General features: G+C 58.6%; 19 protein-coding genes. 15 read left to right on the forward strand and 4 right to left on the reverse strand.

The window, feature by feature from the left end; all coding sequences use genetic code 11:
* Nucleotides 1-166: 166 nt before the first annotated feature.
* Nucleotides 167-649 carry an SsrA-binding protein SmpB gene (gene smpB / locus P406_RS25175; protein ID WP_003400147.1) on the reverse strand — a complete coding sequence of 161 codons (483 nt, stop codon included), beginning with the start codon at nucleotides 647-649 and terminating at the stop codon, nucleotides 167-169.
* Nucleotides 650-762: 113 nt separating this feature from the next.
* Between smpB and P406_RS25180 the strand changes: the two genes are divergently transcribed.
* Genes P406_RS25180 through P406_RS25190 form a run of 3 tightly spaced genes read left to right on the forward strand, consistent with a single transcriptional unit; the run spans nucleotide 763 to nucleotide 2,915 of the window.
* The gene (locus tag P406_RS25180; protein ID WP_024648070.1) at nucleotides 763-2,166 is read left to right on the forward strand and encodes a sodium-dependent transporter; all 1,404 of its coding nucleotides are present in this window, start codon (nucleotides 763-765) and stop codon (nucleotides 2,164-2,166) included.
* A gap of 7 nt (nucleotides 2,167-2,173) precedes the next feature.
* On the forward strand, nucleotides 2,174-2,608 hold the full coding sequence (locus P406_RS25185; RefSeq protein WP_003400153.1) for a type II toxin-antitoxin system RatA family toxin: 435 nt from the start codon (nucleotides 2,174-2,176) through the stop codon (nucleotides 2,606-2,608).
* On the forward strand, nucleotides 2,601-2,915 hold the full coding sequence (locus P406_RS25190) for an RnfH family protein (RefSeq protein ID WP_046237698.1): 315 nt from the start codon (nucleotides 2,601-2,603) through the stop codon (nucleotides 2,913-2,915). Before P406_RS25185 ends, P406_RS25190 begins: the two co-directional genes overlap by 8 nt.
* A gap of 75 nt (nucleotides 2,916-2,990) precedes the next feature.
* On the opposite strand, the gene P406_RS25195 is transcribed toward P406_RS25190, so the two are convergent.
* Nucleotides 2,991-3,512, reverse strand: coding sequence for an outer membrane protein assembly factor BamE (locus tag P406_RS25195; RefSeq protein WP_003418851.1), 522 nt, complete (start codon nucleotides 3,510-3,512; stop codon nucleotides 2,991-2,993).
* 98 nt (nucleotides 3,513-3,610) lie between these two features.
* On the opposite strand from P406_RS25195, the gene fur reads away from it, so the two are divergent.
* A complete protein-coding gene (gene fur, locus P406_RS25200; protein WP_003313643.1) occupies nucleotides 3,611-4,018 on the forward strand; it encodes a ferric iron uptake transcriptional regulator in 408 nt (135 codons plus the stop codon).
* A 44-nt stretch (nucleotides 4,019-4,062) separates the two neighbouring features.
* On the opposite strand, the gene recN is transcribed toward fur, so the two are convergent.
* Entirely contained in the window at nucleotides 4,063-5,736 is a 1,674-nt protein-coding gene (gene recN, locus P406_RS25205) for a DNA repair protein RecN (RefSeq protein WP_046237699.1), read from the reverse strand.
* A 270-nt stretch (nucleotides 5,737-6,006) separates the two neighbouring features.
* Here recN and grpE point away from each other — a divergent pair, with 270 nt between their 5' ends.
* The 7 genes from grpE to greA all read left to right on the forward strand — a co-directional run bounded on the left by grpE (nucleotide 6,007) and on the right by greA (nucleotide 16,077).
* A complete protein-coding gene (gene grpE / locus P406_RS25210) occupies nucleotides 6,007-6,570 on the forward strand; it encodes a nucleotide exchange factor GrpE (protein WP_003418846.1) in 564 nt (187 codons plus the stop codon).
* Between the two features lie 111 nt (nucleotides 6,571-6,681).
* Nucleotides 6,682-8,598: a molecular chaperone DnaK gene (gene dnaK, locus P406_RS25215; protein ID WP_003418845.1), complete on the forward strand. Its 1,917-nt coding sequence runs from the start codon at nucleotides 6,682-6,684 to the stop codon at nucleotides 8,596-8,598.
* Nucleotides 8,599-8,925: 327 nt separating this feature from the next.
* The gene (dnaJ, locus tag P406_RS25220) at nucleotides 8,926-10,068 is read left to right on the forward strand and encodes a molecular chaperone DnaJ (protein WP_003395180.1); all 1,143 of its coding nucleotides are present in this window, start codon (nucleotides 8,926-8,928) and stop codon (nucleotides 10,066-10,068) included.
* A 21-nt stretch (nucleotides 10,069-10,089) separates the two neighbouring features.
* Complete coding sequence (gene dapB / locus P406_RS25225; protein WP_003431540.1) at nucleotides 10,090-10,893, forward strand: 4-hydroxy-tetrahydrodipicolinate reductase; 804 nt, start codon at nucleotides 10,090-10,092, stop codon at nucleotides 10,891-10,893.
* A 216-nt stretch (nucleotides 10,894-11,109) separates the two neighbouring features.
* Nucleotides 11,110-12,246, forward strand: a complete 1,137-nt coding sequence (gene carA / locus P406_RS25230) for a glutamine-hydrolyzing carbamoyl-phosphate synthase small subunit (RefSeq protein WP_003418841.1) — start codon at nucleotides 11,110-11,112, stop codon at nucleotides 12,244-12,246.
* Between the two features lie 136 nt (nucleotides 12,247-12,382).
* Nucleotides 12,383-15,604 (forward strand): carbamoyl-phosphate synthase large subunit, encoded by a 3,222-nt coding sequence (gene carB / locus P406_RS25235; RefSeq protein ID WP_003340565.1) that lies wholly within the window; start codon nucleotides 12,383-12,385, stop codon nucleotides 15,602-15,604.
* Complete coding sequence (greA, locus tag P406_RS25240) at nucleotides 15,601-16,077, forward strand: transcription elongation factor GreA (RefSeq protein WP_046237700.1); 477 nt, start codon at nucleotides 15,601-15,603, stop codon at nucleotides 16,075-16,077. The genes carB and greA overlap by 4 nt, the downstream gene beginning before the upstream one ends.
* A gap of 79 nt (nucleotides 16,078-16,156) precedes the next feature.
* Here greA and P406_RS25245 read toward each other — a convergent pair whose 3' ends face one another.
* Nucleotides 16,157-16,468 (reverse strand): YhbY family RNA-binding protein, encoded by a 312-nt coding sequence (locus P406_RS25245; protein ID WP_010427742.1) that lies wholly within the window; start codon nucleotides 16,466-16,468, stop codon nucleotides 16,157-16,159.
* Between the two features lie 103 nt (nucleotides 16,469-16,571).
* Here P406_RS25245 and rlmE point away from each other — a divergent pair, with 103 nt between their 5' ends.
* The 4 genes from rlmE to glmM all read left to right on the forward strand — a co-directional run bounded on the left by rlmE (nucleotide 16,572) and on the right by glmM (nucleotide 21,540).
* Complete coding sequence (rlmE, locus tag P406_RS25250; RefSeq protein WP_003313635.1) at nucleotides 16,572-17,222, forward strand: 23S rRNA (uridine(2552)-2'-O)-methyltransferase RlmE; 651 nt, start codon at nucleotides 16,572-16,574, stop codon at nucleotides 17,220-17,222.
* Nucleotides 17,223-17,415: 193 nt separating this feature from the next.
* The gene (gene ftsH, locus P406_RS25255) at nucleotides 17,416-19,320 is read left to right on the forward strand and encodes an ATP-dependent zinc metalloprotease FtsH (RefSeq protein ID WP_003313633.1); all 1,905 of its coding nucleotides are present in this window, start codon (nucleotides 17,416-17,418) and stop codon (nucleotides 19,318-19,320) included.
* An 8-nt stretch (nucleotides 19,321-19,328) separates the two neighbouring features.
* Entirely contained in the window at nucleotides 19,329-20,180 is an 852-nt protein-coding gene (folP, locus tag P406_RS25260; RefSeq protein WP_046237701.1) for a dihydropteroate synthase, read from the forward strand.
* Nucleotides 20,181-20,196: 16 nt separating this feature from the next.
* Nucleotides 20,197-21,540, forward strand: coding sequence for a phosphoglucosamine mutase (gene glmM / locus P406_RS25265; RefSeq protein ID WP_003395197.1), 1,344 nt, complete (start codon nucleotides 20,197-20,199; stop codon nucleotides 21,538-21,540).
* The last annotated feature ends 25 nt before the right edge of the window (nucleotides 21,541-21,565 follow it).

Here is a 21,565-nt window from a genome sequence, read left to right on the forward strand (position 1 = left end):
TGCGAAATAGCCACATTGCGCATTCAAGCACCAAAATGAGGCGATCTTCGCTTGGAGGTATCGAACGGGTTGAGGCTGGGAGTGGGGCGGGGTATGGGAGTAAAGGGGTCGATATGAAGTGCCAAATATCCGCGTCAGGACATTTGGCACACGCCAGCGCCAGAAGCTAGTCGTCCTTGCCCTTGGAGCGCACGGCACGCTGCAGCTCACGGTCCGAATCGCGTTCGCGTTCGGTGTGACGCTTGTCGTATTCCTTCTTGCCTTTACCCAGCGCAATTTCGCACTTGACCAGGTGCTCCTTCCAGTAAACGGAAAGGGCGACGCAGGCATAGCCTTTCTGCTGAACCGAGCTGGTGAGCTTTTCGAGCTCGCGCTTGTTCAGCAGCAGTTTGCGGGTGCGTGTCGGGTCAGCGATGACGTGTGTGCTGGCAGTCTTGAGAGGCGTGATGTGGCAACCCATCAGCCAGGCCTCGCCATCCTTGAGCAGCACATAACTGTCGACCAGCTGTACCTTGGTGGCACGCAGGCTTTTTACTTCCCAGCCAGACAGGACCAGACCGGCCTCGAACTTGTGTTCGATGAAGTAATCGTGACGCGCTTTCTTATTTTGCGCGATGGTCCCTGTAGGGTGTTTCTTGAGCTTAGCCATAGGGGGCGCATTATAGGCAGTTGCATCAATGTCGGCTACGGGAAAGCGCGTGCTTGAGCACAAAGGTTGAATCCCGGACAATGCGCGATCTTTTTTGGCTGGGCGTTTCGATAATGTCGACGGACAAGGTTTCGGTCCACGGTAGCTGGGCAAGTCGCTGGGTGTTCATCCTGGCTGCTACCGGCTCTGCTGTGGGGCTGGGCAGTATCTGGAAATTTCCGTACATGGTCGGTGCCTATGGCGGCGGTGCATTCGTACTGGTTTTTCTGGCGTGCATCGCGCTGATCGGTATTCCGGTCATGATCGCCGAGACGCTGATTGGTCGTCGTTCCCGGCTCAGTCCTGCGAATGCGCTCAAGACGCTGGCACAGGAAGCGGGGCATTCGCCGCGCTGGTCCTGGGGTGCGTTTGCCGGGATGATCACTGCGCTGCTGATTCTCTCCTTTTATAGTGTGGTGGGCGGCTGGTCGCTGGATTACATCATCGACATGGGGCGCGGCGACTTTCAGGGTGTGTCGCCGGATCAGGTCGGTGCGTATTTCGGTGCGGTGATTGCCGACCCATGGCGTCTGATTCTGTGGCACACCATTTTCATGCTGCTTTCGGCGGTGGTGATCGGCAAGGGGGTCGAGGCCGGGCTGGAGAAAAGCCTGCGCATCATGATGCCGATGCTGTTCCTGCTGATGCTCGCGCTGTTGGGCTATAGCCTGACTACCGGGCATTTCATGGAAGGCGTGCATTTCATGTTCGACTTCAATCCCGAAAAGGTGCTGGATGGCTTGCTGCCCGCGATGGGCCATGCGTTCTTTTCCCTGAGCGTCGGTGTCGGCTCGATCATGGTTTACGGCGCGTATATGACCAAAGGCGCGTCGATCAGCAGCACCGTCGTCGGCATCGCGTTGCTCGATACCTTCGTTTCGCTGTTGGCCGGCCTTGCGCTGTTCCCGATCGTGTTCGCCGCAGGCCTGAACCCCAGCGAGGGGCCGGGCCTGATGTTCGTCACGCTGCCTTATGCATTCGGCAACGTCGCGTTCGGCCAATTGATGGGTATCGTGTTCTTCGTGCTGGTGGCGGTTGCAGCCTGGAGTTCGGCGATTTCGTTGCTTGAGCCGATGGTTGCCTACCTGGTCGAGCGCACCCGTATTCGCCGCGCCTGGGTGACGTTCTGGCTGGCCTTTACCTGCTGGTTTGTGGGCTTGGGCACGGTGTTCTCGTTCAATATCTGGCAGAAAGCCAAGTTTTTCGTGAACGATGGAGGCGCATTCCACCTCTATCAATGGGGCGCATCGACTGGCCTGGACTTCTTCGGAGTCATTGATTTCTTCACTTCGCGGATCATGTTGCCGCTGGGTGGGTTGTGTTTTGTAGTATTCGCTGGTTGGGTGATGGGCCGTGAGACGGTGCGCGACGAATTGTCGATTCGCAGTCCGCTGCTCTTCAACCTGACGTACTTTTTGATGCGCTACGTGGCGCCGCTCGGCATTCTTGTGGTGTTTGCCGCTCAGCTCTGGAAATGACGCTCACATGACTACGCATATACAACGCTCTGCTTTACTGCCGTACCCGGCCGGGTTCCTTTATGACCTGGTCAATGATGTGGCTCGTTATCCCGAGTTCCTGCCGTGGTGCTCGTCCGCTACCGTGGTTGAAGCCAGTGAGGCGCAGATGCGCGCCAGCCTGGAGATCGCCAAGGGCGGTCTGAGCCAGAAGTTCATGACGCGCAACACGCTGGTTCCCGGTGAGTCGATCGTGATGGATCTGGTCGAAGGGCCGTTCGAACAGTTTCACGGTGTCTGGACGTTCAAGCCGCTTGGCGAGAAAGCATGCAAGATCAGTCTGGATCTGTCCTTCGATTATGCCGGCACCATCGTTCGCGCCACGCTGGGGCCGCTGTTCAATCAGGCAGCCAACACGCTGGTGGATGCGTTCTGCCAGCGAGCGAAAGAGCTGCATGGCTGACGCATCGATTCAGATAGAGGTGGTCTACGCCTCAGTGCAGCGCCAGGTATTGAAGACGGTCGATGTCCCGGCCGGCTCTTCGGTAAGTCAGGCGCTGGCACTCAGCGGTATGGACAAGGAGTTTCCCGAGCTGGATCTGAGCCTGTGCGCCGTCGGTATCTTCGGCAAGGTGGTGGCTGATCCTGCTGCGCGGGTGCTGGAGGCGGGTGAGCGGATAGAGATTTATCGTCCGCTGGTGGCCGACCCGATGGAGATCAGGCGTCTGCGTGCCGCCAAGGCGCGTGAGAAAAGAACGCCTACAGGATGAGTTCGGGCTGAACGCTGGCTGAATGGAAGACACAAAAAAGCCCGGCATGCCGGGCTTTTTGTTGGGCGCTTTGGACTACCGGGTGTTGGTGTCCAGCGGCTCCTGAGTCGGGACTGGTACGGTCTCGACGCTGTCCACGTCCTTCTGGATTGTATCCAGCAACGAACCTGGCTTGGCCGGTTCTTCAGGCTGCTGCACTGGCTGGTTCTCTGCCGGGACAGTGGTGTCGCTGTCCTTGCCGAGAATGGCTTCATCGCGGCTGACGCCGGGCATGAAGTCGCCAGACAGGCTCACGAGCTGGTCATTGCCGTTGAATATAAGGCTGACACGCTCCTGCTGGCGTTCACCGCCACCTGGCTGCAGGCTGTACAGGTAATCCCACCGATCGGAGTGGAAAGTGTCGGTCAGCAGGGGGTTGCCCATGATAAACCGTACTTGCCGCCGGGTCATTCCGGGGCGTAACTGGTCTATCATGTCCTGCGTGACGACATTACCCTGCTGGATGTCGATTTTGTAAACCCCGGGGAATGAACAACCGGCGAGTGCGAGCAGTCCCACGAAGGTGAAACTGGTTAGCAAGAGCTTGGTGTTTTGCATCGGTGGGCGACTTCCACTATCTTGGCTGGGACAACGTAAACTCCGATCATACCTGCATTAAGAGAAGCTGCGAAGCAGCGTCTGCGAGAAAGCTGACCATGGTTGAAAATAACGAACTACGTAAAGTAGGACTCAAGGTAACCTTACCGCGGGTCAAAATACTGCAAATGCTCGATTCTGCAGAGCAACGCCACATGAGTGCCGAGGATGTCTACAAGGCTCTCATGGAGGCTAGCGAGGACGTCGGTCTGGCCACGGTTTACCGTGTTCTGACTCAGTTCGAGTCCGCTGGACTGGTGGTGCGCCACAATTTCGACGGCGGTCATGCTGTGTTCGAGCTGGCTGATGGCGGCCACCACGACCACATGGTCAACGTGGAATCGGGTGAGGTGATCGAATTCTTCGACGAAGAAATCGAGAAGCTTCAGAAAGCCATCGTCGAAAGACACGGCTTTGACCTGGTGGACCACAATCTGGTGCTCTACGTCCGTAACAAGAAGGCGTAATCAGCAACAGGGGCGACCGCGGTCGCCTTTGTGCTTTCTATCGCTCAGCTTTTAGCCGTAACGACCATCTTTTTGGCGTGCGCCAGAGATTCCTTGGTCAGGTCGATGCCGCCCAGCATGCGGGCGACTTCCTCTATACATTCAGTCTTGCTGAGCCTGGACACGGCTGTGCGCGTTGCGTCGTTGTCCCGCACCTTATGCACGAACAGGTGCTGATGGCCCTGCGCCGCGACCTGCGGCAGGTGAGTGACGGTCATGACCTGGCCGCGCTCGCCCAGGCGACGCAGCAGTTGCCCCACGATCTCGGCGGTCGGTCCGCCAATCCCCACATCCACTTCGTCGAATACCAGCGTCGGCACCCGCGAGGTTTGCGCAGTGATGACCTGAATCGCCAGGCTGATGCGCGACAGTTCGCCACCCGACGCGACTTTCGCCAGCGCTTTCAATGGCTGGCCGGGGTTGGCGCTGACCAATAGCTCTACCTGCTCCAGGCCGTGAGGCGAGGGTTCTACGCTGGCGTTGGCTTTGAGGTCGATCTGGAAACGGCCGCCGGGCATGCCCAGACGATGAATTTCCTGTTCTACAGCGCTGGCCAGTTTCGTCGCCGAATTGTGACGCAGGTCGCTCAGCTCGCGGGCTTTATCCTGATAGTGCCGCGCGAATGCCTGCACCTCATGCTCCAGCCGTTCGATGGATTCGTCGTTGGCATTCAGCGTTTCTATTTCATCCAGCAGCTTTTGTTGCAGTGTCGCCACTTCGCCTGGCTGGATGCGGTGCTTGCGCGCCAGCGTATAGATAGCATCGAGTCGCTCTTCAAGCTGTTGCAGGCGGGCAGGGTCGGCATCGAAGTGATCCAGAAAGCGATTCAGCTCGCCTACCGCTTCTTCTACCTGTATCTGCGCGCTGGACAGCAGCCCTGTGGCCTCGCTCAGGGCGGACGGGGAATGGTCGACGCTGCCAAGACGATGCAGGCTGGCGGTCAGGGCATTGAGCACGTTGCCGGAATCGCTTTCGCTGCACTGCTCGACCACTTGTCGGCAAATGCTCAACAGGCTTTCGGCGTTGGTCAGGTCCTTGTGTTCCTGTTCGAGCTGTTCGAGCTCGTTTTCGCCCAGGCTCAGGCTTTCCAGTTCTTCGAGCTGATAGCTCAGCAACTGATGACGTGCGCGTTGTTCGTCACCCGAGTTGGAGAGGCGCTCGAGCTCCTGCCGCGTCTGCCGCCAGCGCTGTGCGGCGAGATGGACCTGACGGGCCAGATCGGTCGCGCCCGCGTATTCGTCGAGCAGGCGTCGGTGGGTGTCGGTCTTGAGCAGCGACTGGTGTTCATGCTGGCTGTGAATATCGATGAGCAGTTCGCCCAGTGCCTTCAGGTCGCCCTGAGGGCAAGGTGAGCCATTGATATAGGAGCGTGACCGACCTTCGGCCGTGATGACCCGGCGCAGGATGCAGGGGCCGTCGTTGTCCAGGTCGCGCTCTTTGAGCCAGGTCTGTGCCTCGGGAATATCGCCCAGATCGAACGTGGCCAGGATGTCGGCCTTGTCGGCGCCTGGCCGGACCACGCCGCTGTCGGCACGGTCGCCCAGGGTAAGGCCCAGGGCGTCGAGCATGATCGACTTGCCAGCGCCGGTTTCGCCGGTGATGACGCTCATGCCTCGATCCAGTTCAAGGTCAAGGTGTTCGACAATGGCGTAGTTGTGTACGGAAAGGTGCACCAGCATTGAGCGGCTCCCGGGCTGTTTGTCTGGTTATTTATACAGTGTTTTATTTGTGGCTGACAATGCCCTTGCTTAGCTCGATTTGATCGGTCTGAAGTGGTTTTTAGTCCCTATTGTGTCAATGCGCCATTTTTTGCAGGGCCGGAATCCGGATTATTTGTCAGGGAATGCGTATCTCGATCACACGAAACCCTTGAAGCCGGAAAATCCGATCCCATATAGGTGGGCAGAAGCGCGAATCGGGATCGCGGACGTTTTTAGAGGAGAAGATGTATGGCTGACGAACAGAATCTGGATGCGCAGGCTCAGGATCAGGCTGCCGAGGCGGGCACGGGTGATGAACTGACAACCCGCGTGCAGGTGCTCGAAGAGCAGCTGGCTGCTGCGCAGGACCAATCCCTTCGCGTGGCTGCGGATCTGCAGAATGTCCGCCGCCGTGCCGAACAGGATGTTGAAAAGGCGCACAAGTTTGCGCTGGAAAAATTTGCCGGTGATCTGTTGCCGATCATCGACAGTCTGGAGCGAGGCCTTGATCTGTCCAGTCCGGACGATGAAAGCATTCGTCCGATGCGTGAAGGCATCGAGCTGACCTTGAAGATGTTCCAGGACACCCTCAAGCGTTATCAGCTGGAAGCCATCGATCCGCACGGCCAACCGTTCAGTGCCGACCAGCACCAGGCGATGGCCATGCAGGAAAGTGCCGACGTTGAGCCCAACACGGTGCTCAAGGTATTTCAGAAGGGTTATCAGCTCAATGGTCGCCTGTTGCGCCCGGCCATGGTCGTGGTCAGCAAGGCACCATCGCCTGCAACGCCGTCAATCAACGAGCAGGCTTGAAATCAGCTGTAAGGCCCCCATTTAAAGGTCAAGCGTTTAAGAGCTACCGCACGGTGTAAACGCACTGGCGGCAACCAAATCCAAGTTTTGCAAGTTTCGGGAGAGTCAAAGATGGGCAGAATTATCGGTATCGACCTGGGGACTACCAACTCCTGCGTCTCCATTCTGGAAAACGGTAACGTCAAGGTTATCGAGAACGCCGAAGGTACTCGTACTACGCCTTCGATCATCGCTTATGCGAACGATAACGAGATCCTGGTCGGTCAGTCCGCCAAGCGTCAGGCGGTCACCAACCCGCACAACACGCTGTACGCGGTGAAGCGTCTGATCGGTCGCAAGTTCGAAGAGGATGTCGTTCAGAAAGACATCCAGATGGTCCCTTACAAGATCGTCAAGGCTGACAACGGTGATGCCTGGGTTGAAGTGAATGGCCAGAAAATGGCGCCTCCTCAGATTTCCGCTGAAATCCTGAAGAAAATGAAAAAGACTGCCGAAGACTACCTCGGCGAAGCGGTTACCGAGGCGGTCATCACCGTTCCGGCCTACTTCAACGACAGTCAGCGTCAGGCTACCAAAGACGCTGGCCGTATTGCCGGTCTGGACGTCAAGCGCATCATCAACGAACCTACCGCAGCCGCGCTGGCTTACGGTATGGACAAGGCCAAGGGCGACCACACTGTCATCGTTTATGACCTGGGTGGCGGTACCTTTGACGTCTCGGTCATCGAGATCGCTGAAGTCGATGGCGAGCACCAGTTCGAAGTGTTGGCCACCAACGGCGACACGTTCCTGGGTGGTGAAGACTTCGACATTCGTCTGATCGACTACTTCGTCGACGAATTCAAGAAAGAAAGCGGAATGAGCCTCAAGGGTGACCCGCTGGCCATGCAGCGCCTGAAAGAGGCTGCCGAAAAAGCCAAGATCGAGCTGTCTTCCAGCACCCAGACCGAAGTCAACCTGCCGTACATCACTGCAGACGCAACCGGTCCTAAGCACCTGGTAGTCAAGATCTCCCGCTCCAAGCTGGAATCGCTGGTTGAAGACCTGGTTCAGCGCACTATCGAGCCTTGCCGCATGGCGTTGAAAGACGCGGGTATCGATATCAGCAAGATCAACGACGTGATTCTGGTCGGCGGTCAGACGCGTATGCCGCTGGTTCAGAAGCTGGTGACCGAGTTCTTCGGCAAAGAAGCACGTAAAGACGTCAACCCTGACGAAGCCGTTGCCATGGGTGCTGCCATTCAGGGCGCAGTCCTGGCCGGTGATGTCAAAGACGTTCTGCTGCTGGACGTCAGCCCGCTGACTCTGGGTATCGAAACCATGGGCGGCGTGATGACTGCGCTGATCGAGAAAAACACCACGATTCCTACCAAGAAATCCCAGGTGTTCTCGACGGCCGATGACAACCAGAACGCGGTAACCATCCACGTCCTGCAGGGTGAGCGTAAGCAAGCCGGTCAGAACAAGTCGCTGGGCAAGTTCGACCTGGCCGAGATTCCACCTGCTCCACGTGGCGTGCCACAGATCGAAGTGACCTTCGACATCGACGCAAACGGCATCCTGCACGTTGGCGCGAAAGACAAGGCCACCGGCAAGCAGCAGTCCATCGTGATCAAGGCCAACTCCGGTCTGTCCGAGGAAGAAATTCAGCAGATGGTTCGCGATGCTGAAGTCAACTCCGAAGAAGATCGCAAGTTCGAAGAGCTGGCCTCTGCCCGTAACCAGGGTGATGCGCTGGTCCACTCGACTCGCAAGATGATCGCTGACGCAGGCGACAAGGTCACCGCTGAAGAGAAGACTGCGGTAGAAGCTGCACTGGTTGCTCTGGAAGCCGCTATCAAAGGCGACGACAAGGCTGCCATTGAAGCCAAGGTCGAAGAGCTGTCGAAGGTTTCCGCGCCAATCGCTCAGAAGATGTACGCCGAGCAGGCTGAAAACCCGGACGCTGCGGCCAAGCCAGCTGAAGAAACTGCCAAGGCTGACGATGTCGTCGACGCCGAGTTTGAAGAAGTAAAAGACCACAAGTAAGCGCAGGCTCACTTGAAAGCCGGTTGACCTCTTTCGAGCGCTGACTGGTAGGATGTCGCCGCGCGGGAGCTTGCTCCCGCGTTGGCGTGTCTGGAACAAGCAAAAATTTCGGCGTGTGGAGTTGCTCCGCACGCCACGTGGCAAGATCGCGACGCTCCTGCGTGGCGAATCATTCTGCCGCTTTCTCGGCCGGATGCATCTGGCTGCTGAACGAAGACCAGGATCGTTGAATCGACGTGAGTTGGGTCCGGGCCTGTATGGGGCTCAACGAGTTTGGTGCGGCTCAGGAGAGCCTTCGCCGAACGTCCTCAAGAGTGCGGAAGAATTATGGCAAAGCGTGATTATTACGAAGTGTTGGGAGTGGAGCGAGGCTCCAGCGAGGCGGATCTGAAGAAGGCTTATCGCCGTCTGGCGATGAAGCATCACCCTGACCGCAACCCTGATGACAAAGCATCGGAAGAGCTGTTCAAAGAGGCCAACGAAGCCTACGAAGTGCTTTCCGACGCCAGCAAGCGCGCGGCCTACGATCAGTATGGCCATGCCGGTGTCGACCCGAGCATGGGTGGCGGCGGTGGTTTTGGTGGTGGTGCCGGTGGCGCCAACTTCTCCGATATCTTCGGCGATGTGTTCAGCGACTTCTTTGGTGGCGGCCGTGCCGGTGGCGGCGGTGGTCGTGGCGGCGCTCAGCGTGGCAGCGACCTGCGCTATACGCTGGAGCTGAATCTGGAGGAGGCGGTTCGCGGTACTAACGTGAATATCCGCGTTCCGACGCTGGTCAACTGCAAGCCGTGCGACGGCAGCGGTGCCAAGAAAGGGTCTTCGCCGGTCACATGCCCTACGTGCGGTGGCATTGGTCAGGTGCGCATGCAGCAGGGTTTCTTCTCTGTGCAGCAAACCTGTCCGCGCTGCCATGGCCACGGCAAGATCATTTCCGATCCGTGCGACTCCTGCCATGGCGAAGGCCGCGTCGAAGAGTCCAAGACGCTTTCCGTCAAAGTGCCGCCAGGTGTCGATACCGGTGACCGCATTCGCCTGTCTGGCGAAGGCGAGGCGGGTACCCAGGGTGGCCCGACCGGCGACCTGTATGTCGTGATCAATGTGCGCGAACACGCGATCTTCCAGCGTGACGGCAAGCACCTGTTCTGCGAAGTGCCTATCAGCTTTACCGATGCAGCGCTGGGCGGCGAGCTTGAAGTGCCGACACTCGACGGTCGCGTCAAACTGAAAATCCCCGAAGGTACCCAGACCGGCAAGCAGTTCCGCTTGCGTGGCAAGGGCGTCGCTCCAGTGCGTGGCGGTGGTGCCGGTGACTTGATGTGCCGTGTTGCAGTCGAAACCCCGGTCAACCTGAGCAAGCGCCAGCGCGAGCTGCTTGAAGAGTTCCGCACCTCGCTTGAAAACGACGAATCCCACTCTCCGAAAGCCAGTGGCTGGTTTGAGGGTGTGAAGCGTTTCTTCGGCGATCTGTAAGGCTATCAACGGGAGCAGGGCATGCGACGTATTGCTGTAGTAGGCGCCGCCGGGCGTATGGGCAAGACCTTGATCGAGGCGGTTCAGCAGGCGCCGGGCGCCGGTTTGACCGCCGCTATCGATCGTCCTGACAGCACGCTGGTGGGCGCTGATGCGGGCGAACTGGCTGCGCTGGGTCGTATCGGTGTGCCGCTGTCAGGTGATCTGGCAAAGGTGGCGGACGAGTTCGACGTTCTGATCGACTTTACTCATCCTTCGGTGACGCTGAAAAATCTGGCGTTCTGTCGCAAGGCAGGCAAGGCGATGATTATCGGTACGACAGGCTTCAGTGCGGAAGAGAAGCTGCGTCTGGAAGAGGCGGGCAAAGACATTCCGATCGTCTTTGCTGCCAATTTCAGCGTTGGTGTGAATCTGTGTCTGAAGCTGCTCGACACCGCTGCGCGCGTTCTGGGTGATGAGGTCGATATCGAAATCACCGAGGCGCACCATCGGCACAAGGTCGATGCGCCGTCCGGCACCGCCCTGCGTATGGGTGAAGTGGTGGCCAACGCGCTGGGTCGCGATCTGGAAAAAGTCGCGGTCTACGGTCGTGAAGGCCAGACCGGCGCGCGGGATCGTCAGACCATCGGGTTTGCGACCATTCGTGCCGGTGACGTGGTGGGTGACCACACCGTGCTGTTCGCAGCGGACGGTGAGCGGGTCGAGATCACGCACAAGGCGTCCAGTCGCATGACCTTCGCCAAGGGTGCCGTTCGGGCTGCAATGTGGCTCGACGGCAAGGCGCCAGGGCTTTACGACATGCAGGATGTGTTGGGTCTGCATTGATTTCATACAGGGTCATTCGTGGCCCTGTCGCATTTTCCCGCATTTCAGGCTCATTGGTGGTAGACCAAAATGGGCCTTTTCTGTAAGCTACAACTTTAGTGTGTCCACTAAAAGCGCGCAGATGATTCCATAAGAAAGCGGGGTGACGTAAACACGTCATTCCGCTTTTTTGCAGCCTGCGATCGCCCTTTCAGGTTTTATTTACGGGAGGTCTTCTTGACTAAGCCAGCCATACTCGCCCTTGCTGATGGCAGCATTTTTCGCGGCGAAGCCATTGGAGCCGACGGTCAGACCGTTGGTGAGGTGGTGTTCAACACCGCAATGACAGGCTATCAGGAAATTCTTACCGATCCTTCCTACGCCCAGCAGATCGTTACCCTGACTTACCCGCATATCGGCAACACCGGCACCACTCCTGAAGACGCAGAGTCTGATCGCGTCTGGTCCGCCGGCCTGGTCATTCGCGACCTGCCTCTGGTAGCCAGCAACTGGCGTAACAAGCTGTCCCTCGGTGATTACCTGAAAGCCAATAACGTCGTTGCCATCGCTGGCATCGACACGCGCCGCCTGACCCGCATCCTGCGTGAGAAAGGCGCCCAGAACGGCTGCATCCTGGCCGGCGATAACATCACCGAAGAGGCGGCCATCGCCGCTGCCCGCAGCTTCCCGGGCCTCAAGGGCATGGACCTGGCCAAGGAAGTCTGCACCAAGGACACCTACGAGTGGCGTTCCAGCGTCTGGGATCTGAAAACCGACAGCCACCCTGAAATCGCCGCCTCCGAGCTGCCTTATCACGTGGTCGCCTACGATTATGGCGTCAAGGTCAACATCCTGCGCATGCTGGTCGAGCGCGGTTGCCGGGTAACCGTGGTGCCAGCGCAAATGCCTGCCAGTGAAGTGCTCGCCTACAAGCCGGACGGGGTTTTCCTGTCCAACGGCCCTGGTGACCCGGAGCCGTGCGACTACGCCATCAAGGCGATCAGGGAAGTGCTGGAAACCGACATTCCGGTGTTCGGCATCTGCCTCGGCCATCAGCTTCTGGCGCTGGCCGCGGGTGCCAAGACCGTGAAGATGGGCCACGGCCACCACGGTGCCAACCACCCGGTCCAGGATCTGGACACCGGTGTGGTCATGATCACCAGCCAGAACCACGGTTTTGCGGTGGATGAGGCAACCCTGCCGAGCAACGTTCGCGCCATTCACAAGTCGCTGTTCGACGGCACCCTGCAGGGTATCGAACTGACCGACAAGAGCGCATTCAGCTTCCAGGGTCACCCTGAAGCGAGCCCGGGCCCGAACGACGTCGCGCCTTTGTTCGATCGCTTTATCGAAGCCATGGCCAAGCGCCGCTGACCGGTTGCCTTGAGACTGTAATACGCAGGTGCCCAGGGCGGCCCCGGACTCAGTGTCCGGTCGCTGCCGCCCAGGCCACCTCAGACAAATGTTCAAGACGGCTTGCCGACTGACCTGCGGATTTGAGTGACAACCCATGCCAAAACGTACAGATATTAAAAGCATCCTGATTCTCGGCGCCGGCCCCATCGTGATCGGCCAGGCCTGTGAATTCGACTACTCCGGCGCCCAGGCCTGCAAGGCTCTGCGTGAGGAGGGTTACCGCGTCATCCTGGTGAACTCCAACCCGGCCACCATCATGACCGACCCGGCCATGGCCGACGCCACCTACATCGAGCCGATCAAGTGGCAGACCGTTGCCAAGATCATCGAAAAAGAACGTCCGGACGCACTCCTGCCAACCATGGGCGGCCAGACCGCTCTGAACTGCGCACTGGATCTGGAGCGCGAAGGCGTTCTGGAGAAGTTCGGTGTCGAAATGATCGGCGCCAACGCCGACACCATCGACAAGGCTGAAGACCGTTCGCGCTTCGACAAGGCGATGAAGTCCATCGGCCTGGCGTGCCCGCGCTCCGGCATCGCGCACAGCATGGAAGAAGCCAACGCGGTGCTTGAAAAGCTCGGCTTCCCTTGCATCATCCGTCCGTCGTTCACCATGGGTGGCACCGGCGGCGGTATCGCTTACAACCGTGAAGAGTTCGAAGAAATCTGCGCCCGTGGTCTGGACCTGTCGCCAACCAAGGAACTGCTGATCGACGAATCGCTGATCGGCTGGAAAGAGTACGAAATGGAAGTTGTCCGCGACAAAAAGGACAACTGCATCATTGTCTGCTCGATCGAAAACTTCGACCCGATGGGTGTGCACACCGGTGACTCGATCACCGTGGCGCCGGCACAGACCCTGACCGACAAGGAATACCAGATCCTGCGTAATGCCTCGCTGGCAGTGCTGCGCGAGATCGGCGTTGAAACCGGTGGTTCCAACGTTCAGTTCGGCATCTGCCCGAACACCGGCCGCATGGTCGTGATCGAGATGAACCCGCGTGTATCGCGCTCCTCTGCACTGGCTTCCAAGGCGACCGGCTTCCCGATCGCTCGCGTTGCCGCCAAGCTGGCAGTGGGCTACACCCTTGACGAGCTGTCGAACGAAATCACTGGCGGCAAGACTCCGGCATCGTTCGAACCGTCGATCGACTACGTCGTCACCAAGCTGCCGCGCTTTGCCTTCGAGAAATTCGCCAAGGCCGATGCGCGTCTGACCACTCAAATGAAGTCGGTCGGTGAAGTCATGGCCATCGGCCGTACCTTCCAGGAATCCCTGCAGAAAGCCCTGCGCGGCCTGGAAGTCGGCGTGTGCGGTCTTGATCCGAAGCTGGACCTGAGCCATCCGGAAAGCATGAGCACGCTCAAGCGCGAGCTGACTGTGCCGGGCGCCGAGCGTATCTGGTACGTCGCCGACGCCTTCCGCGCCGGCATGACGGTCGAAGAAATCTTCGCCATGAACATGATCGACCCATGGTTCCTGGTGCAGATCGAAGACCTGATCAAGGACGAAGAGAAGATCAAGACCCTGGGGCTGTCGGCAATCGACCGCGACGTCATGTTCCGTCTCAAGCGCAAGGGCTTCTCCGACGCGCGTCTGGCCAAACTGCTGGGCGTTACCGAGAAGAACCTGCGGACGCATCGTCACAAGCTCGAAGTGTTCCCGGTCTACAAGCGCGTCGACACCTGCGCAGCCGAGTTCGCAACCGACACTGCGTACCTGTACTCGACCTACGAGGAAGAGTGCGAAGCCAACCCGTCGACGCGTGACAAGATCATGATCCTGGGCGGCGGCCCGAACCGCATCGGCCAGGGTATCGAGTTCGATTACTGCTGTGTGCACGCCGCGCTGGCGCTGCGTGAAGACGGTTACGAGACCATCATGGTCAACTGCAACCCGGAAACCGTCTCCACCGATTACGACACCTCGGACCGTCTGTACTTCGAGCCTGTCACCCTGGAAGACGTGCTGGAAATCGTCCGTGTCGAGAAGCCGAAAGGTGTGATCGTCCAGTACGGTGGCCAGACGCCTCTGAAACTGGCGCGTGCTCTTGAAGCCGCTGGCGTGCCGATCATCGGCACCAGTCCCGATGCCATTGACCGTGCCGAAGACCGCGAGCGCTTCCAGCACATGGTCGAGCGTCTGAACCTGCGTCAGCCGCCAAACGCCACTGTGCGCAGCGAAGACGAAGCGATTCGTGCCGCAGCGAAGATCGGTTATCCACTGGTGGTGCGTCCGTCCTATGTACTGGGTGGCCGTGCGATGGAAATCGTTTACCAGGAAGACGAACTCAAGCGTTACCTGCGCGAAGCCGTTCAGGTGTCCAACGACAGCCCGGTGCTGCTGGACCACTTCCTGAACTGCGCAATCGAGATGGACGTCGATGCGGTCTGCGACGGTACTGACGTGGTGATCGGCGCGATCATGCAGCACATCGAGCAGGCGGGTGTTCACTCCGGTGACTCCGCATGTTCGCTGCCGCCTTACTCGCTGCCGGCTCATATCCAGGACGAGATGCGCGAGCAGGTCAAGAAGATGGCGCTGGAACTGGGCGTTGTCGGCCTGATGAACGTGCAGCTGGCGCTTCAGGGCGAAGACATCTACGTCATTGAAGTCAACCCGCGCGCATCGCGTACCGTGCCGTTCGTTTCCAAGTGCATCGGTGTTTCCCTTGCGATGATCGCTGCCCGCGTGATGGCAGGCAAAACCCTGAAAGAGCTGAACTTCACCAAGGAAATCATTCCGAACTTCTACAGCGTGAAAGAGGCCGTGTTCCCGTTTGCCAAATTCCCTGGCGTTGACCCGATCCTCGGCCCGGAAATGAAATCGACCGGTGAAGTGATGGGTGTGGGTGATACCTTTGGCGAAGCGTTTGCCAAGGCCCAGATGGGCGCGAGCGAAGTGTTGCCGACTGGCGGTACCGCGTTCATCAGCGTACGTGACGATGACAAGCCTCTGGTTGAAGCGGTCGCTCGTGACCTTATCAATCTTGGTTTCGAGATCGTTGCCACCGCAGGCACCGCCAAGCTGATCGAAGCGGCAGGCCTGAAAGTGCGTCGCGTCAACAAGGTGACCGAAGGCCGTCCGCATGTGGTCGACATGATCAAGAACGACGAAGTCACTCTGATCATCAACACCACCGAAGGTCGCCAGTCGATCGCGGATTCCTACTCCATCCGTCGCAACGCCCTGCAGCACAAGATTTACTGCACCACTACCATTGCAGCAGGCGAAGCGATCTGTGAAGCGCTCAAGTTCGGTCCGGAGAAGACCGTACGTCGTTTGCAGGATCTCCATGCAGGATTGAAGGCATGATCAAATACCCAATGACCGTCCAGGGCGCTCGCGCCCTGGAAGAAGAGCTGACCCACCTGACCAAGGTGATTCGTCCCAAGTTGAGCCAGGACATCGGTACTGCGCGCGAGCTGGGCGACCTCAAGGAAAACGCCGAATACCATGCTGCCCGCGAGCAGCAGGGGATGGTCGAGGCGCGTATTCGTGATATCGAAGGCCGCATGCAGAACGCTGTGATCATCGACGTCACGACTATTCCGCACACCGGCAAGGTGATCTTCGGCACGACAGTTGAAATCGCCAACGTCGAGACTGACGAAGGCGTGGTGTATCAGATCGTGGGTGAGGACGAAGCGGATATCAAGAAAGGCAAGATTTCAGTGGGCTCGCCCATTGCCCGTGCCTTGATTGCCAAGGAAGAGGGTGATGTCGTTGTCGTGAAAACGCCGAGTGGCGTGATCGAGTACGAAATCATCGAAGTGCGTCATATCTGATGCTGGCGCCCGTGTTTGCGGGCGCTTTCAGCGGCAAAAAAGAGTCAGGGCACGCTTTTGGCGGCCCTGACTTCTGTTTTTATCCGTGTGCGCGGTGGACGTTGGACAGTTGCTTGTTTACCTTTGGGTTCTTGCGATAGATCAACGCCATTTTGCCGATGACCTGAACCAGGTCGGCAGAACCGGCCTTGCACAGTTCTGCGATGGCGCCGACACGGCTTTCGCGGTCGAGGATGTTGAGCTTGATCTTGATCAACTCATGATCGCTCAGTGCGCGTTCAAGCTCTGCAAGTACACCTTCAGTCAAACCATTGTCAGCCACGATCAATACCGGTTTCAGATGGTGGCCAATGGATTTGTATTGTTTCTTCTGCTCTGGAGTGAGCGGCATAATCTGACCTCTGCGTCTGATCTTTTAAAAGCGGCGGCCAGTTTACCCGAGCGAGTCCGGGACCGCCCAGTTAATCACGACTCGTTTATTTTTGAGGTGCCCCGTGGCCCGTTCCAAGACAAGCCATAACTGGCTCAAAGAACACTTCGACGACAAGTACGTCAAAATGGCGCAGAAGGACGGTTACCGTTCGCGTGCCAGTTACAAGCTGCTCGAGATCCAGGAAAAGGACAAACTCATCCGCCCGGGCATGACTGTGATCGACCTCGGCGCAGCACCGGGAGGCTGGTCGCAGGTGACCAGTCGTCTGATCGGCGGTCAAGGTCGTCTGATCGCTTCCGACATCCTTGAAATGGACAGCATCCCCGATGTGACCTTCATTCAGGGGGATTTTACCGAGGATGCGATTCTTGAGCAGATCCTCGAGGCAGTCGGTAATACGCAGGTAGACCTTGTGATTTCCGATATGGCCCCCAATATGAGTGGATTGAGCGCTGTAGATATGCCGCGTGCAATGTTTCTCTGCGAATTGGCGCTCGATCTTGCCGGTCGGGTACTGCGTCCCGGTGGCGATTTTCTGATCAAGGTCTTCCAGGGTGAAGGCTTCGATGTCTACCACAAGGACATTCGCAAGCTGTTCGACAAGGTGCAGATGCGCAAGCCGTCGTCGTCCCGCGACAGGTCACGCGAGCAATACCTGCTGGCTCGCGGCTTTCGCGGCATTGATGGCGCGGCCAGCATCGAACGTTTTTGACAAGGCGCGATAGCTTTTTTCAAATGGCGTTACCGATGCAGCATGACTGAACATTATGTTGTCAAAGTTTCACAAAGGGTTACAGACGGTGTCTGCCGTATCTGTAGGTTCTGTAGTAAGTTAGGCCGGTGAATATCATGCGAGGCACGCTTGCTGCGTGGAGCTTGCTTCAGAGGGTAGCTAATTGAACGATATGGCAAAGAATTTGATCCTGTGGTTGATCATCGCGGCTGTCCTTGTGACGGTGATGAACAACTTCTCCAGCCCGAACGAGCCGCAGAACCTCAACTATTCCGAGTTCATCCAGCAGGTCAAGGATGGCAAGGTCGAGAAGGTTTCTGTTGACGGCTACGTCATTACGGGCAAGCGCAGCGATGGCGACACCTTCAAGACCATCCGCCCGAACATCCCGGACAATGGCCTGATCGGTGATCTGGTCAGCAATAACGTCGTGATCGAAGGCAAGCAGCCTGAGCAGCAGAGCATCTGGACCCAGTTGCTGGTGGCCAGCTTCCCGATACTGGTAATCATCGCGGTGTTCATGTTCTTCATGCGCCAGATGCAGGGCGGGGCGGGCGGCAAGGGCGGCCCGATGAGCTTCGGCAAGAGCAAGGCGCGTCTGTTGTCAGAAGATCAGGTCAAGACGACCCTGGCTGACGTTGCCGGTTGCGACGAAGCCAAGGAAGAAGTTGGCGAGCTGGTCGAATTTCTCCGCGATCCGGGCAAGTTTCAGCGTCTGGGCGGTCGTATTCCGCGCGGCGTGCTGATGGTCGGCCCTCCAGGTACTGGTAAGACGCTGATCGCCAAGGCCATTGCCGGCGAAGCGAAGGTCCCGTTCTTCACGATTTCCGGTTCCGACTTTGTCGAAATGTTCGTGGGTGTTGGTGCGAGCCGCGTTCGCGACATGTTCGAGCAAGCCAAGAAACACGCGCCATGCATCATCTTCATCGACGAAATCGACGCAGTCGGTCGCCATCGTGGCGCCGGCATGGGCGGTGGTCATGACGAGCGCGAGCAGACACTCAACCAGTTGCTGGTCGAGATGGACGGTTTTGAAATGAATGACGGCATCATCGTCATTGCCGCAACCAACCGCCCTGACGTACTGGATCCGGCGCTGCTGCGTCCAGGTCGTTTCGACCGCCAGGTAGTTGTAGGTCTGCCGGACATTCGTGGCCGCGAGCAGATCCTCAAGGTTCACATGCGCAAAGTGCCAATGGGCGAAGACGTCAACCCGGGCGTTATCGCTCGCGGTACGCCGGGCTTCTCCGGTGCGGACCTGGCCAACCTGGTCAACGAAGCGTCGCTGTTCGCTGCTCGCTCCGGCAAGCGCGTTGTAGAGATGAAAGAGTTCGAACTGGCCAAGGACAAGATCATGATGGGCGCCGAGCGCAAATCGATGGTCATGTCCGATAAGGAAAAGCGCAACACGGCTTACCACGAGGCGGGTCACGCTATCGTTGGTCGTCTGGTGCCAGAGCATGATCCGGTCTACAAGGTCTCCATCATCCCGCGCGGTCGTGCGTTGGGTGTGACGATGTTCCTGCCGGAAGAAGACCGTTACAGCCTGTCCAAGCGTGCGTTGATCAGCCAGATCTGCTCGCTGTACGGTGGTCGTATTGCGGAAGAAATGACCCTGGGCTTCGATGGCGTCACAACCGGTGCCTCCAATGACATCATGCGTGCCAGCCAGATCGCCCGCAACATGGTCACCAAGTGGGGTCTGTCTGAAAAGCTCGGCCCGCTGATGTACTCGGAAGATGAAGATGCAGGTTACCTGGGTCGCGGCGGAAGCCAGAACTCCAGTGTTTCCGGTGATACTGCCAAGCTTATCGACTCCGAAGTGCGCAGCATCATCGACCACTGCTATGGCACCGCCAAGCAGTTGTTGACGGACAATCGCGACAAGCTGGAAGCGATGGCCGACGCGCTGATGAAGTATGAAACCATTGATGCCGACCAGATCGACGACATCATGACCGGTCGTACTCCGCGTGAGCCGCGTGACTGGGGTGGAGGTTCGGGTACCAACGGTACTCCGATCACGCCTGACCCTCGTCCGGAAACTCCGATTGGCGGCCCTGCTGCCGAGCACTAAGGTCTGACATGACATCTGCGCTGTACCCAACCCGGTTGCCTTGCGGCAACCGGGTTCTTGATTTGGCCCATACGCACGTGATGGGCATCCTCAATGCAACCCCGGACTCATTTTCCGATGGCGGCCGCTACAGCCAGCTCGATGCGGCGCTGCGTCACGCCGAGGCAATGGTGCAGGCTGGCGCGACGCTTATCGATATCGGTGGCGAGTCAACGCGTCCAGGCGCGCGTCCTGTCTCTGCGTCGGAAGAGGTCGAGCGTGTGGCCCCGCTGGTCGAGGTCATCGCGCGCGAGCTGGATGTGATCATCTCGGTGGATACCTCCACGCCTGAGGTCATGCTGGCGACGGCTGGCCTGGGTGCCGGGCTCATCAACGACGTTCGCTCGCTGCAGCGCCCAGGCGCGCTTGAGGCGGCCGCAAGCACCGGTTTGCCGGTCTGTCTCATGCATATGCTGGGCGAGCCCGGAACCATGCAGAATGACCCGCACTACGATGACCTGGTGGGCGAGGTCTGTGCCTTCCTGGCTGAGCGCATGAAGCAGTGCGTCGCTGCAGGCATCGGTCAGCAGCAGATCATTCTCGATCCGGGCTTTGGCTTTGCCAAGACACTGGAGCACAATCTGAGCCTGTTCAAGCATATGGAAGCGCTGCATGCGCTCGGCCGGCCTTTGCTGGTGGGTGTTTCGCGCAAGAGCATGATCGGTGCTGTGCTGGGGCGTCCCGTCGACCAGCGTCTGTCCGGCGGGCTCGCCCTGGCGGTTCTGGCGATGGCCAAAGGGGCAAGAATTCTACGTGTGCATGATGTCGCCGAAACGGCTGACGTGATGCGCATGATCGCAGCTGTCGAAGCAGCTGAATAACAACAGTGGGGCATCCATGACTACCAGAAAATATTTCGGAACCGACGGCATTCGCGGTCGTGTAGGGCAATTCCCGATCACTCCCGAGTTCATGCTGAAACTGGGTTGGGCCGCCGGCATGGCTTTCCGCAAGATGGGCGCCTGCCGGATTCTCGTCGGCAAGGACACGCGCATCTCCGGCTACATGTTCGAGTCGGCCCTCGAGGCCGGCCTCTCCGCTGCGGGCGCTGACGTTCTCTTGCTGGGCCCGATGCCGACACCGGCCATCGCCTACCTGACACGTACCTTCCATGCCGAGGCTGGCATCGTCATCAGCGCCTCGCATAACCCGCACTACGACAACGGCATCAAGTTCTTCTCCGGTCAGGGCACCAAGCTGCCTGACGAGATCGAAATGATGATCGAAGAGCTGCTCGACGCACCGATGACCGTGGCTGAGTCCGAGAACCTCGGCAAGGTCTCGCGGATCAACGATGCGGCCGGGCGTTACATCGAATTTTGCAAAAGCAGCGTGCCTACCAGCACCGACTTCGCCGGCCTCAAGGTCGTCATCGACTGTGCCCACGGTGCGACCTACAAGGTGGCGCCCAACGTATTTCGTGAGCTGGGCGCACAGGTCGTGGTGCTTTCCGCGCAACCTGACGGGCTCAACATCAACAAGGACTGTGGCTCCACGCACATGGAAGCCCTGCAGGCGGCCGTGCTTGCCGAGCATGCGGACATGGGCATCGGTTTCGATGGTGACGGCGACCGCGTGTTGATGGTCGATCACACCGGGACCATCGTCGATGGCGACGAGTTGCTTTACATCATCGCCCGCGACTTGCATGAGCGTGGCCGCTTGCAGGGCGGCGTCGTCGGCACACTGATGAGCAACCTGGGGCTTGAACTGGCCCTGGCCGAGCAGGGCATTCCTTTTGTTCGGGCCAATGTCGGCGACCGCTACGTGATCGCCGAGCTGCTCGAGCGCAACTGGCAGATCGGCGGTGAAAACTCCGGTCATATCGTCTGTTTCCAGCACGCCACCACCGGTGACGCGATTATCGCCTCATTGCAGGTGATACTGGCTCTGCGCCGCAGTGGTGTAAGTCTGGCCGAAGCGCGTCTGAAATTGCGTAAGTGCCCGCAAATCCTGATCAACGTGCGCTTCGCCGGGTCGGGTGTAGACCCGGTTTCGCATCCGTCGGTCCAGGAAGCCTGCGCCCGCGTCACCGAGCAGATGGCCGGGCGTGGCAGGGTGCTGCTGCGCAAATCGGGTACCGAGCCGTTGGTGCGCGTTATGGTCGAAGGCGAGGACGAAACGCAGGTCAGGGCGTACGCCGAAGAACTCGCAAAACTGGTTACTGAAGTTTGCGCCTGATTTCGGCTTGCCAGTGTCTGAACTG

The organism is Pseudomonas syringae pv. coryli str. NCPPB 4273 (genome assembly GCF_000972175.1).
GTDB lineage: Bacteria > Pseudomonadota > Gammaproteobacteria > Pseudomonadales > Pseudomonadaceae > Aquipseudomonas > Aquipseudomonas syringae.